Genomic DNA, 12,178 nt, shown 5'->3' on the forward strand with positions numbered 1-12,178 from the left:
GGTAATCTTTGCCAAACCCTAAGGAGGTATCTATGAAAATTAATATCGGTATCGAAGAAAAAGATAGAAAAGAAATCGTACATGGTCTTTCAAGACTCTTAGCTGACACATACACATTGTATCTTAAAACTCATAACTTCCACTGGAATGTTAAGGGTCCGATGTTTCAAACTTTGCATCTTATGTTTGAACAACAATACAATGAACTGGCAATAGCTGTTGATTTAATCGCTGAACGAATTCGGGCCCTTGGATTTCCGTCACCTGGCACTTATTCCGAGTTTATTGAACTCTCATCTATAAAAGAAGGCCGCGGTGTTCCGTCTGCTGAAGAGATGATTCAATCGTTAGTAGAAGGCCAAGAAGCTGTAGTGCGTACGGCAAGGACGATTTTCCCCGTAGTTGATAATTGTCATGACGAACCAACTGCTGATTTATTAACTCAACGTATGCAGATTCATGAAAAAACAGCATGGATGTTGAGGAGTCTTTTAGAAAAATAATTTGTGATGCTCTAGCGAGCGTTCAAAATAGATTGAATAATTTGATCTAGTTTAGATAAAAACTGTGACTTATCTTTTTTTTCCATCGGGGCGGGGCCACCTCTGGCTTCGCCCATTTCTCTTAATCGCGCCATGAGTTCACGTGTCGCGAGCGCATCACCAATGCTATCGGGTGTGAATTCAACACCTTTTGGGCCTACAACACGTGCTTGTTTTTTTATACAGCGATCAGCTAGGGGAATATCCGCTGTGATGCAGATATCTTTTACTTGAATGTGCTCAGCGATCCAATCATCAGCAGCGTCAAATTCTCCAGAAACCACTATGAGTTCTATAAGTGGATTAAGTGGAATTTTCATGGCTTTATTGGCAACAAGGATTACTTTGAATTTATACCGAGCTGCTACTTTATAAACTTCATCTTTTACTGCACAACCATCGGCATCTATGTAAATGTCAGGCAAGTATATCTCCGGGCGAATTAATCTTTGGAACGACTCACACCTGAATTACCACCCCATTTTGAGCGGTGTCTTTTCTTTTGCCATCCACCTTCGGTTCGACCGCCGCTTCGGCCACGTGAAAATTCACGGGCATGCTCGCGCAGTGCTGGTGGTTCGATTGGTGATTTCTTGGGATCTTCAAATATTTCAGGGAAGGTTAACATCAGAAATTTACCAACGATTGCTTCTTTACTTAAATCAGTAATCGCAGTTTTCCAGGTGTCATCTAAAAGTTCAATAGCACGAGAATAATTTGCCTGACCTTGAAAACGATTAAGAATTTCTGTAACTTTCTTTGTACCAACGTCTTTACGTGTGGGAAGTATTCCCTCTTTCATCTTACTTTTTGTCATTTGCTCAATTCGTGGAATCAAACCACGGTGGCTTGGTGTAACAAGGCTCATTGCAAAACCTTTTTTACCACTACGAGCTGTTCGACCAATACGATGAACATAACTATCAAGTTCACGGGGTATAGAATAGTTAACAACGTGAGTAATGTCTTTTACATCAAGGCCGCGTGAAGCAACGTCTGTACAAATAAGAATACTTGTTTTGCGATTTCTAAATGCATGCATGGTGCGCTCTCGGGCATTTTGATCTTTATCACCATGAAGACTATCAACCTTGTAACCACGTTCTGTTAGATACTGAGTTAATTCAGTAACAAGAATTTTTGTTTGGCAAAATACGAGGCCGTAAAATGCATCCGCAAAATCAATAATTTTGCACAAAATTTCACGTTTATTTGAATCTCGAGTGACATAATAAATTTGTTCAACCGTACTTGAAAGCATCTCGGTGCGATTCACTTGAACTTGTTGTGGCTTTTTTAGATATGAATCTGCAACGCGACGTACGTCACGTTCCATGGTGGCAGAGAAAAGCCAAATATTACTTGTCGCACGAGGTGTTTTTTTAAGTATTGCTTCTAGATCATCTTTGAAGCCCATTGAAATCATTTCATCTGCTTCATCTAAGATCACCGTATGAACGCTGTCTAAATTTACAGTTCCACGTGAAATGTGATCAATGAGTCTGCCGGGTGTTCCTACAACAATTGAAGCGCCATCTTTAAGACCGCGAAGTTGTTCGCCGTAACTAGCGCCACCATAAATGGCTACGGCACGAACGCCTTTAAATTTACCAAGTAAATTTATTTGTCCGGTGACTTGGAGTGCAAGTTCACGTGTTGGGCAAAGTATGAGCCCCTGTAACTTGCGAATTGCTGGATCAGTTTTTTCTAAAAGTGGAATTCCAAATGCGGCGGTTTTTCCTGTGCCTGTTGCTGCAAGTCCAATGAAGTCAGTTGCGTCGCCTAATAAAATCGGTAATGCCTGCGCTTGAATAGGACTTGGTGTTTCGTAACCCATTTCGGTGATTGCACGCATAATGGGAGGGCTTAGGACTAATTCATTAAATGATTTCAAAAACAATCTCTTTTCTTTGAGAAATTTGGTGCGTGTAAAGCTGATCTCTACACGCGCGATTTAAAAATACTTGTATCATATTTTTTTATGAATGGGAAATTATTCAAGCTCTGCCCATCGTGCATAAAGTCGATCAATTTCTTTTTGCACGACTGACATTTCTTTAGACAGTTCTTGCAAACGAGAAGCGTTAGATGCCAGTTCTGGTTTGATACTTTCGGCAGTAAGTTCAGCTAAGCGGCTCTCAGTCTTTTTAATATTTGCTTCCATTGAATCATATTCGCGCTGTTCATTAAAACCGAGTTTGCGTTTTTTCTTTGGTTGTGAGGCCGTGTAATTTTGATCTGATTGACTATTTTTTGACACCCCATTTTTGAGTAAATCTTTTAATAGTTTTTCTTGTTCGCCATGCCAAATTTCCCATTGCTCTAAACCAATAAGTGGCATGATCATTTTCACACCATTTTCATCAACTCCAAAGGCTAATAATTTATTTGCCACCTGATCTAGAAAGTAGCGATCATGAGTTACAAGTATGACTGCACCATTAAATTCTTGAAGTACTTCTTCAAGAACATCAAGGGTGGCCATATCAAGATCGTTTGTTGGTTCATCAAGTACCAAGACATTTGCTTTTTTAAGCATCAGTTTAGCAATGAGAAGTCTACTTTGCTCACCACCGGAGAGTTTCCCCACGGCAAGACCCATTTGTTCATAGCTAAAAAGAAAACGACTGAGATAACTTTTAATATGAACTTTTCCGCCCGCGTACTCAACGAAATCACCTTTTGGTAAAATAGTGTTTTGTACACTTATATTTAAATCGAGTGTTTCTCTGTTTTGCTCAAAGTAGGCGACCTCAAGGCGTTCAGCGTGAAAAACTATTCCAGTGTCTGGCTTTTCTTGACCCATTAAAATTCGAATCAATGTTGATTTGCCACAACCGTTGGCACCGATAAGGCCAATGCGGCTTTTTGGTGTTAATAGTAAATCTAATTTTGGGACCACCAACTTATCGCCATATGATTTTAATATGCCAGTAGCTTCGATAAGTTTTTTCGGATTTTTTTCAAGATTTTGAAAATCAATACGGACAGTTGCGTTTTTATTTCTTTCAGTTAGTTCTTCAACTTGATTTTTTAAATCGCCAGCTTGTTGTATGCGTGCTTGTTGTTTTGTTTGTCTAGCCTTAGCGCCTCGCCTTAACCATTCGGTTTCACGCCTTAATGTATTTTTAAGTTTTGTTTCGTGAAGTTCTTGAGCTGACATTAAATCTTGTTTGGCATCTAGGTAAGTGGCGTAATCACCTTTAATACTTAATAAGCCACCAGCATTACGTCTATCGAGTTCAAGTATACGATTTGAAATGCGCTGTAAAAAAAGACGATCATGTGTGATTGTTAAAGTTGCAAATTGTGATTGCGCCAGTAAATTCTCTAGCCAAAGAATACTTTCGACATCCAAATGATTTGTAGGTTCATCTAGCAACAACAAGTCGGGCTGTTTAAGTAGTTCGCGAGCAAGGGCTACGCGTTTTTTCCATCCACCAGATAACTTTTCTACCAGTGTTTCTGGTTCTGCTTCTGAGCCACCTGAAAGTGCTAGTTTTGACATGATCTTTTGTGCTCTAGAAATTTCTTCCCAGTCATAGGGGTCAACGGCACCTTCCATCACAGCTGATTCAACAGTAGCATTTTCTGAAAATTTTGGTACTTGCTCAAGATAACCAACGCGAAGACCCCGTTGAACAGAAAGTGTTCCCTCATCAGGGGTTACGTTACCTGCAAGTATTTTGAGGAGTGTTGATTTGCCTGCCCCATTGGGGCCAATGAGTCCGATTCTTTCTCCACTTTCAATAGAGAAAGTAATTCCACTAAACAGAGGGCGAGCTGTGAATGACTTTGTGAGTTGGTGTGCATTGATCAAGATAGACATATCAGTTTAATCCGGCCTATCTTTTCTTTGAGATGTGCTGCATGCGACTTAGTTCGGCAGCTTTATTGTCGGTGTACCAACCATTGAGTGAGAGTTCTTTATAAGCTTGTTCAAAATTTGGTTTAGCTTCGTCATATCTTTTTAAAAGTTGCAGGCATTCTGCAATTTCTAAAAATACATGCCCGTTTGTTTTACCGGTAGCAGCTACTTCATTGAGTAATTCATTTTGAAATTTTAATGATTCATCAAGCCTATTGAGTGCGCGCAATGTACGCGCAATGCTCCATTTAATGGCTAATCCAGTGGTGGCTTGTTTTGTTGATTCAGGCCTTTCCAAAGCTTTATTGAAACTCTCAAGGGCTTCTTCATACTTTCGAAAGTCAAATGCATGCCACCCGTTCATGACATATAATTGTGAAAGCCAAAGTTTGCTCGATTGATCATCTGTGGTTTCAGCAATTTCAAGTGCTTTTTTAAGCCATTCATTTTGATATTTAGGTGGTTGGCTGATTGAAAGCATTACGGCTGATTCAATAAAAAAGAAAATCTCATTTTGTTCAGCAGCTAAATTGAGTGCTTTGGTAAAATGTGTCAGTGCTTGAGAGGGATTCATCGATAGCGCAAAAAACCTACCTTGTTCTATCAAAAATCTTACTTCAGCTCGTTTAGTTGTTTTGGTGTCAGACTTAGAAATAAGATCCCGTGCTTGTAAGAGGGTTGCGCCTACTTCTGAGAGTTTCCCCTGAAGACCTTGAACCCGTGCGAGTTGAATGAGAAGTTCTAACGAACGAAGATCCCAAACCTCTTGCTCAGTAGGAGGTAAAACTTCTCTGATTTTAAATTCAGTTGTTAAGATATCACCAAAATCCCAAAGTCCGTCAACGTCAGGAAATTGGCTTAGCAAATCACGTAAGCTTTCAACTCTCATGATTATCGTTTTGCAGTTTGGGTGTGCCCTTGAGCTCCAGCTTTTGCAAGCATGTGAGCAATTTCTTTCCAGCGACCACGCTCTTCAGGGGTTACTAGACTGAGAGCTTCACCTTCGGCTCCAGCACGTGCTGTGCGCCCAATGCGATGAACATAGTCTTCTGCACATTGTGGAAGGTCGTAGTTAATGACGTGAGCAATTTGTGGAATATCAATGCCGCGAGCTGCGAGATCTGTGGCGACAAGAATTCTAAATTTTCCACCACGAAAACCGCTGATCGCACTGTCTCTTTGATTTTGAGTTCTGCCGCCATGAATGCGATTCACTTGATGGCCATCTTCTGTAAGTTGTCGAGCCAAACGATCTGTGCGGTGTTTGGTTCTTGCGAAAATAAGAATTGAACCAGCTCGAGCGTTAAGCTCATTGTTTAGAACTTCATTCTTTTTAACGTTAGTAGTTTGAATCATGGCCTGTTGAATTTTCTTAACTGGTTGAGAAACAGGGCCAACACTTACGCGAACAGGGTCTTTTAAATATTTTGATGCTAATTTTTGAATGTCAGGTGGAAGAGTTGCTGAGAAAAACAAAGTCTGTCTTTGGCTCGGTAAAAATCTTAAGATCTGTGCGAGTTGTTCAGCAAAACCCATATCGAGCATGCGATCAGCTTCATCGAGAACTAAAATATCAGTTCCGAAAAGTGAAACGGTTCCACGTTTCAAGTGATCAACAAGTCTGCCTGGGGTGGCTACGATTATTCTTGGTTTATTTTGAATCATGCGAATTTGTTTTGGCATGGGTGCACCACCCATTAAAAGTGCGAGTTTAATTTCAGGAAGTTTTTTTGTAAGTTGACCAACGACCTCAGTGATTTGCGCAGCGATTTCGCGGGTAGGTACTAAAATCAATGCATTTTTTTTGTTATTTTTTTCAAGCTTAGCAATAATCGGAATACAAAACGCTGCGGTTTTACCAGTTCCTGTTTGTGCAGAACCAATCACATCACGATTAGAAAGTGCTGCGGGAATAGCTTGCGCTTGAATTGGTGTGGGATGTTTATAACCCATTTGTTCTAATGCTTGGTGAAGACCTGGTGATAAAGCGAAATCTTTAAAAGACTGAATAATATCAGACATTTGTATTACCTCTTTTAGCTATGGTCAGCTCAAAGAGGAAATAAGCACAAAGGCTAAAAACTCGAAGAGTAGACATTCAAAATAAGGCCAATTAGTACCATGCGCATGATTAATTAGATAGGTGATAATTGGGCACGCAGAGATTACAAGAGGATCTCGCCAACTTTGTCTAATAATCCTGCGGTGGTATAAGGTTTTTCCAAAAAATATGAACTGTCTTGTTTTACTCCATAACGTTCGAGTTCACCCTCTGGGTATCCTGAAAGATATAAAACTTTAATTTTTGTATTTGGATAATGCTTATTGATGTACTGAATTAATGCGGGGCCTGTCATTTCAGGCATGATGACGTCGGTAATAATTAACGCAATTTCTAAATTGGTGCTTTTTAATAATTCAAAAGCTTCTTTTCCATTTTTGGCTTCAATAACATTATAGCCTTTCATGTGCAAAAGTTCTGCAGTAACAATTCTTAATTGTTCTTCGTCTTCAACGAGTAAAATGTTTTGATTATTTATTAAGTACGGTAATGAAGATCCTTTGGATTCATGTGTTTTAAAATCTCGTGTTTGAGAAGCTGGAAAATAAATATTAAAACTTGTTCCATTATTGACTGAGCTTTCAACGGAAATGTCTCCGCCTGTTTGTCTCACAATACCAAAAACAGTGGAGAGCCCAAGCCCTGTTCCTGAACCTTTGTTTTTTGTAGTGAAAAAGGGTTCAAAAACATGACTTAGAATTTCTTTCGGTATTCCGCAGCCATCATCTGTCACTGTAAGTGTAAAGAAGTTGCCGGGCTTTAATTGTAATGCGCGCTCGCTAATTTGTGCATCAGTGAGGTCTGTATTTGAAACCTGCAGATTGATTTTTCCTCCATGAAAAATGGCATCGCGAGCATTAACGATGAGATTTAAAATGGTTTGTTCAATTTGACTTTGATCAGCTCGAATAATTGCAGGGGTAGTGCAGAGTTGGGTGGTGAGTTTGATATCTTCGCTCACAACACGCATGAGCATTTTTTGCATGTCGTGTGCAATAATATTGAAATCAATATCATTAATTTCAAAAGCTTGTTTACGACTGAAAGCTAATATTTGTCGTGTAAGGCGAGCTGCTCTGTGTGACGTTTCTTTGATAGATTGAAGTTTGTTAATAAGTGATTTGTCTTTAGTGCTCACTAGGGCTTGTTCGGCATGAAGAAGTATGACTCCAAGCATGTTATTAAAGTCGTGGGCAATACCACCAGCAAATCGACCCATGGCTTCCATTTTTTGGGATTGCCTGAATTGCATTTCAAGTTTTTTCATTTCAGAGAGATCTAACGCAAAGATAATTATTTCAGTGCCTTCAGAGTGTACCAAAACTCCCGTTGTCATTACTGGTACTCGACTACCGTCTTTGCAGATGTATTCTTTTTCGTAGGGGGGAAAGCTGCCGGTTTAAGAAATGTATCGTTGGCTTCAAGAATTTTGCCTTCTACATTTGCTATGCTAATAGACATGGCCAGAGAATTAAAAAGTTTGAGAAATCTTTCTTCAATCCGACGAAGTGTTTGTTCATTAAGTTTTAACTCTGTTACGTCTTGGGTGATCCCGATCATTCGCAAAGGCTTACTTGATTGATCTTTGATAACCTCAGCGCGTAATCTCAGCCATTTTACATCCCCAGAAGGTTGAATAATTCTGTGATCAGCAATAAAGGGTTTATTATTTTGTATTGCTTCTTGGCTCGCTCTATGAACTTTTTCTCGATCTTCGGGGTGAACATACGAAAAAAAATCAGAAACACGTAAAGGTTTCTTCTCATCTACACCAAACATACTATAGATCTGTTTTGACCACTTTAATGAATCGGAATTATTTGGCCCTGATACCCAACTTCCGATTTGGCCTGCTTTTTGTGCTTCTTCGAGGAAGAACTGATATTCAGTGAGTTGCTCTTGATGCTCAAGTTCTTTGGTGGCATCACGAAAAACAAAAATTATAAAACGTACTATATCAGCGGTATCAAAAATCGGGAAAATAGATGTCTCTATTGCTAATTTTTTAGTCTCTGAATCAACCCACGTTATTGGTAATTTAATTGAATGACCCTTAAATGCATCTGTGATTTTTTCTTTATGACTGATGAGGAGGCCATGTTCATCTTTGAGAATATTATAATTGTGGATTGGTTCGTGGCCAAAGAGATTAATATACGTTTGATTAACTAAAAGACTTTTACCATCAGGTGAAAAAACTTGAAGGCACCACGGGTGCAAAGGCAAAACACCCCTCTAAAAATGTCAGAGGATCTTCAACTGTTTTGAGTTTCGCGCGTAATTCATGAAGCTTGTTCAAATATTTCCAGTACATTAAAATTGTTTAGATAGATTAAAGTGTATGAGCATACTTGATTTTAGTTAAAGACTTATTTTAAGAAATCAGACGAAAATAAGGTTGTCACCATACAATTTACGGGGCATACAGTCACGTTTTATGCGGCGTATCCAGTTGATAAAATCATTTGAGTATTTCTCCAGTATAAAGATATAGGTTTAGCATTAATTATGAAAAATACACGACTTGTTTATTCTACAGATCCATTACTTAATCAGAAATGTCCCAAGTGTAAAGAGCTTGTGCCAGAATGCATTTGTGTTTCAGAGCCAGATGTAAAGAATTATAAATTTATTGCTGTGATGCGCATGGAAAAATCAGGACGCAAAGGCAAAACTGTCACGGTAATTGATCAATTGCCAAAGCAAGAAATATTCTTACGTGAACTCACAACAGAACTAAAAAAGAAGTGTGGGTCGGGTGGGACGTATCTTATGGATGGCAAAGAAGGTGTTATTGAAATCCAAGGTGATAAACGAGAACAAGTAAGGTTTGTGCTTGAGAAAAAAGGTATTAAAGTTAAGGGCTGAAATTATTCTTCAAGTTCTAAAGTGTCAGGTGTCGTAACTGCTTTTGTATCGACTAAAGAATTTTTAAGAGTTTCTAGTTGGTCTTTAGGAATATCTCGCCATTCGCCAAATTTTAGATCGCCCAGTTTAATATTCATAATTCTAATTCTTTGTAGATTTTTAACCACAGCATCTAAGGCTTCACACATGCGTCTGATCTGGCGGTTTTTTCCTTCAGTTAGAATAATTGAAAATGTATTTCCTTTGATTTTTTGAGTTTTGCAAGGAAGGGTCACATAATCGCCAATATCTACGCCTTTTGACATTTTGCTAATAAAGGCATCGTCTACAGGGCGATTGATCTCAACAACATATTCTTTTTCATGACCAAATTGAGCACGTAGAATTTTATTTACTATATCACCATCGTTGGTCAGAAAAATCAGGCCCGTAGAGTCTTTATCCAGACGCCCTATCGGAAACACCCTGAGTGAATGCTTAACCGCATCAATGATGTTTTTGTCTATTCTTTGATCCGTTGTGCTCGTTATGCCGCGGGGCTTATTGTACATAATGTAGGTTTTTGGGGGAGAAAAGGCGATGGTTTTACCATCAAGGGTAATTTGGTCGGTTTCGCTAACTTGATCACCCAAAACCGCTATACGGCCATTGATTTTGACGCGCTTTTCCTCAATGAGTTTATCGGCCTGACGGCGTGAGCAGTAACCCTGATCTGTAAAAAATTTATTAATACGCATAGGAAGCACAAATAGCGGAAAATATTCTTCTAGGGAAGTGTAATGGTTGCATCCTCGTGGAACTGTGAGATTATAGGTAGATGAAGAATATTCAATTAGTGCCTATAGCGTTAAGTGGTCATCCTGAAAGAGCGAATTTAGAATTGCCTGATGAGGCAAAAGCTATTTGCTCACAACTGCCTTCGTACTATGATCGGATGGATTATTTTCCACCCTGGATCTGGTATTTGGCGGTTGAAGAATCAACAGTCTTAGGAACATGCGCCTTTAAGACTCCACCGCGCGATAACAAAGTTGAAATCGCCTATTACACTTTCGGTAAAAATGTGGGCCAAGGCGTTGCAACACTAATGGTCACTAAACTTATTGAAATTGCACAAAAGAAAAAGCCTGGGATTATTGTTTATGCCCAGACTCTTCCGAAAGAAAATGCCTCAACAAAAGTTCTCACAAAACTTAACTTCACCCATATTGGAATGGTTAAACATCCAACTGATGGTGATGTTTGGGAATGGCATCTGCTTCCCATAGCCTAAAATTATTTAATAAAACCTTCGGTTTTTAATGTCGCCACAGTAGCTGGGCGGGTTTTCATTTTTTCCATAAATCCTAAGAGCTCGGGAGTTTTTGTGAGTTCAAGTTTGTGGTATCGAGCCCAGTTGAGCATCGTAAATAAATAGGCGTCAGCGATTGTGTAATCACCCATCAAAAAAGATTTTGTGCCTAATTGCTTTGCTACATAAGCAAACTTTTCTTCAAGTGTGGCCCGAGTAGTTTTAACAATCTCTTCTGGATAACTACCAACCCAAAGCACGCCAAAACCTTTATGGATTTCTGAAGAAATGTAATTGAGCCATTCTTGACAACGATAACGCTCAAGGGTTCCAGCTTTGGGGATTAATTTTTTATCAGGAGCTTGGTCAGCGATGTACTGCATAATTACTGCAGCTTCAGTTAGAATTTCGCCATTGTCCAATTCAAGTACTGGTACATAACCTTTTGGATTCACTTGAGTGAAGTCACCTTTTTTGTAATGGCCAGTTACAAGATTAACAGGCTCGACAGTAAAGGTAAGTCCACTTTCGTTGAGTACATAGTGTGGGGCTTGAGAGCAAGCACCTGGGCTAAAATAAAGTTTCATATTAGTCTCCTTCTAAAATTAACTTGTGAATATCATGCGCCTTTGAGGGTTTTGATTTTTTTTGCTACTTCGTCTGCATCTTTAATGGGGTCTACTTTATTATTGATCGTGCGAATCTTTAGGCTTGGATCAATGATGAAGGTCCAACGTTTTGACATGTCAATCACAGGCATTTTTGCGCCGTAGGCATTAATGATTTCCACTTTTGGATCAGCAAGTAAAGTAAAGTTGAGATTGTGCTTTTTATGAAACTTACTCAGCTCACTTACTTCATCAGCACTTATACCAAATACATCTGCATCCAATGCGCGAATTGATTTGATTGCATCACGAAAAGCACAGGCTTGTTTTGTGCAGCCGGGTGTTTCTGCTTTAGGGTAAAAATAAAGGACAGTCCATTTACCTTTACGTGATGCGAGGTCAAAGTTATTTCCTTCATGGGTTTTTGTCTTAAACAGGGGGGCAAGATCATCTGTTTTAAGTTCTATTGCTAAGCAATTGACGCTTAAAGTGGATAAAAATAGAGCTATAATTAGTTGTTTTGCCATTAGTTTCTCCTTGAACTGCTACATGCGTAATAATTAATTCGTTCTCAGCATAGTCGCACAATAGAAAAAGCCTAGTAAATTCCCAAAAATGCAGAAGTTTATGCTAAGTATACAGCCATGAATCAGTTGTTTTATGCTCCTGTGGATCCTATCCACATTAAAAAAGAAAAAGCAAAAGCTCGTGAATTGCGCGAGACGCAGTGGTGGAAGCAAAAGCTAGCCCAAGGGATTTGTAATTACTGTGAGCAGAAATTCACGAAAGTTGAACTTACAATGGATCACGTTTTGCCAATTGGCCGCGGCGGATTTTCTACAAAAGGTAACATTGTTGTTTGTTGCAAAGAATGTAATACAAAAAAAGCTCACAAACTTCCCGTTGAAATTTTTCTTGAAACATTGAGCTAAGAACACA

Annotated in this window: 14 protein-coding genes; 4 read left to right on the forward strand and 10 right to left on the reverse strand. The window is 39.1% G+C overall.

Features of this window, described 5'->3' with window-relative positions; translation table 11 throughout:
- Positions 1 to 32: 32 nt before the first annotated feature.
- Positions 33 to 503: a Dps family protein gene (locus SGI74_04380; GenBank protein MDZ4676727.1), complete on the forward strand. Its 471-nt coding sequence runs from the start codon at positions 33 to 35 to the stop codon at positions 501 to 503.
- Positions 504 to 514: 11 nt separating this feature from the next.
- On the opposite strand, the gene SGI74_04385 is transcribed toward SGI74_04380, so the two are convergent.
- From SGI74_04385 to SGI74_04415, 7 genes are all read right to left on the reverse strand, one after another.
- Entirely contained in the window at positions 515 to 967 is a 453-nt protein-coding gene (locus tag SGI74_04385) for a YaiI/YqxD family protein (GenBank protein ID MDZ4676728.1), read from the reverse strand.
- 17 nt (positions 968 to 984) lie between these two features.
- A complete protein-coding gene (locus tag SGI74_04390; protein MDZ4676729.1) occupies positions 985 to 2,397 on the reverse strand; it encodes a DEAD/DEAH box helicase in 1,413 nt (470 codons plus the stop codon).
- Between the two features lie 138 nt (positions 2,398 to 2,535).
- Entirely contained in the window at positions 2,536 to 4,371 is a 1,836-nt protein-coding gene (locus SGI74_04395; protein ID MDZ4676730.1) for an ABC-F family ATP-binding cassette domain-containing protein, read from the reverse strand.
- Between the two features lie 16 nt (positions 4,372 to 4,387).
- Positions 4,388 to 5,299, reverse strand: a complete 912-nt coding sequence (locus tag SGI74_04400) for a hypothetical protein (protein ID MDZ4676731.1) — start codon at positions 5,297 to 5,299, stop codon at positions 4,388 to 4,390.
- Between the two features lie 2 nt (positions 5,300 to 5,301).
- Entirely contained in the window at positions 5,302 to 6,432 is a 1,131-nt protein-coding gene (locus SGI74_04405) for a DEAD/DEAH box helicase (protein MDZ4676732.1), read from the reverse strand.
- A 143-nt stretch (positions 6,433 to 6,575) separates the two neighbouring features.
- Complete coding sequence (locus tag SGI74_04410) at positions 6,576 to 7,808, reverse strand: ATP-binding protein (GenBank protein ID MDZ4676733.1); 1,233 nt, start codon at positions 7,806 to 7,808, stop codon at positions 6,576 to 6,578.
- Complete coding sequence (locus SGI74_04415; protein ID MDZ4676734.1) at positions 7,808 to 8,692, reverse strand: PAS domain-containing protein; 885 nt, start codon at positions 8,690 to 8,692, stop codon at positions 7,808 to 7,810. Before SGI74_04415 ends, SGI74_04410 begins: the two co-directional genes overlap by 1 nt.
- Before the next feature lie 288 nt (positions 8,693 to 8,980).
- Between SGI74_04415 and SGI74_04420 the strand changes: the two genes are divergently transcribed.
- The gene (locus SGI74_04420; GenBank protein MDZ4676735.1) at positions 8,981 to 9,340 is read left to right on the forward strand and encodes a hypothetical protein; all 360 of its coding nucleotides are present in this window, start codon (positions 8,981 to 8,983) and stop codon (positions 9,338 to 9,340) included.
- A gap of 2 nt (positions 9,341 to 9,342) precedes the next feature.
- On the opposite strand, the gene SGI74_04425 is transcribed toward SGI74_04420, so the two are convergent.
- Entirely contained in the window at positions 9,343 to 10,077 is a 735-nt protein-coding gene (locus tag SGI74_04425; GenBank protein ID MDZ4676736.1) for a pseudouridine synthase, read from the reverse strand.
- A gap of 80 nt (positions 10,078 to 10,157) precedes the next feature.
- Here SGI74_04425 and SGI74_04430 point away from each other — a divergent pair, with 80 nt between their 5' ends.
- On the forward strand, positions 10,158 to 10,613 hold the full coding sequence (locus tag SGI74_04430) for a GNAT family N-acetyltransferase (GenBank protein ID MDZ4676737.1): 456 nt from the start codon (positions 10,158 to 10,160) through the stop codon (positions 10,611 to 10,613).
- Positions 10,614 to 10,615: 2 nt separating this feature from the next.
- Here the strand turns inward: SGI74_04430 and gstA are convergent, their stop codons facing one another.
- Both gstA and SGI74_04440 read right to left on the reverse strand, forming a co-directional pair.
- Positions 10,616 to 11,218 carry a glutathione transferase GstA gene (gstA, locus tag SGI74_04435; GenBank protein MDZ4676738.1) on the reverse strand — a complete coding sequence of 201 codons (603 nt, stop codon included), beginning with the start codon at positions 11,216 to 11,218 and terminating at the stop codon, positions 10,616 to 10,618.
- Positions 11,219 to 11,250: 32 nt separating this feature from the next.
- Positions 11,251 to 11,766, reverse strand: a complete 516-nt coding sequence (locus SGI74_04440) for a peroxiredoxin (GenBank protein ID MDZ4676739.1) — start codon at positions 11,764 to 11,766, stop codon at positions 11,251 to 11,253.
- A gap of 117 nt (positions 11,767 to 11,883) precedes the next feature.
- Here SGI74_04440 and SGI74_04445 point away from each other — a divergent pair, with 117 nt between their 5' ends.
- Positions 11,884 to 12,171 (forward strand): HNH endonuclease, encoded by a 288-nt coding sequence (locus SGI74_04445; protein ID MDZ4676740.1) that lies wholly within the window; start codon positions 11,884 to 11,886, stop codon positions 12,169 to 12,171.
- Positions 12,172 to 12,178 lie beyond the last annotated feature (7 nt).

The organism is Oligoflexia bacterium (assembly GCA_034439615.1).
Lineage (GTDB): Bacteria > Bdellovibrionota > Bdellovibrionia > JABDDW01 > JABDDW01 > JAWXAT01.

Excerpts from the sequence above, each read along its gene's own strand:
- SGI74_04380 (MDZ4676727.1), top strand. The coding sequence starts at position 33 with ATGAAAATTAATATCGGTATCGAAGAAAAAGATAGAAAAGAAATCGTA.
- SGI74_04390 (MDZ4676729.1), bottom strand. The coding sequence starts at position 2,397 with ATGCGTGCAATCACCGAAATGGGTTACGAAACACCAAGTCCTATTCAA.
- SGI74_04395 (MDZ4676730.1), bottom strand. The coding sequence starts at position 4,371 with ATGTCTATCTTGATCAATGCACACCAACTCACAAAGTCATTCACAGCT.
- SGI74_04400 (MDZ4676731.1), bottom strand. The coding sequence starts at position 5,299 with ATGAGAGTTGAAAGCTTACGTGATTTGCTAAGCCAATTTCCTGACGTT.
- SGI74_04405 (MDZ4676732.1), bottom strand. The coding sequence starts at position 6,432 with ATGTCTGATATTATTCAGTCTTTTAAAGATTTCGCTTTATCACCAGGT.
- SGI74_04410 (MDZ4676733.1), bottom strand. The coding sequence starts at position 7,808 with ATGACAACGGGAGTTTTGGTACACTCTGAAGGCACTGAAATAATTATC.
- SGI74_04420 (MDZ4676735.1), top strand. The coding sequence starts at position 8,981 with ATGAAAAATACACGACTTGTTTATTCTACAGATCCATTACTTAATCAG.
- SGI74_04425 (MDZ4676736.1), bottom strand. The coding sequence starts at position 10,077 with ATGCGTATTAATAAATTTTTTACAGATCAGGGTTACTGCTCACGCCGT.
- SGI74_04430 (MDZ4676737.1), top strand. The coding sequence starts at position 10,158 with ATGAAGAATATTCAATTAGTGCCTATAGCGTTAAGTGGTCATCCTGAA.
- gstA (MDZ4676738.1), bottom strand. The coding sequence starts at position 11,218 with ATGAAACTTTATTTTAGCCCAGGTGCTTGCTCTCAAGCCCCACACTAT.
- SGI74_04440 (MDZ4676739.1), bottom strand. The coding sequence starts at position 11,766 with ATGGCAAAACAACTAATTATAGCTCTATTTTTATCCACTTTAAGCGTC.
- SGI74_04445 (MDZ4676740.1), top strand. The coding sequence starts at position 11,884 with ATGAATCAGTTGTTTTATGCTCCTGTGGATCCTATCCACATTAAAAAA.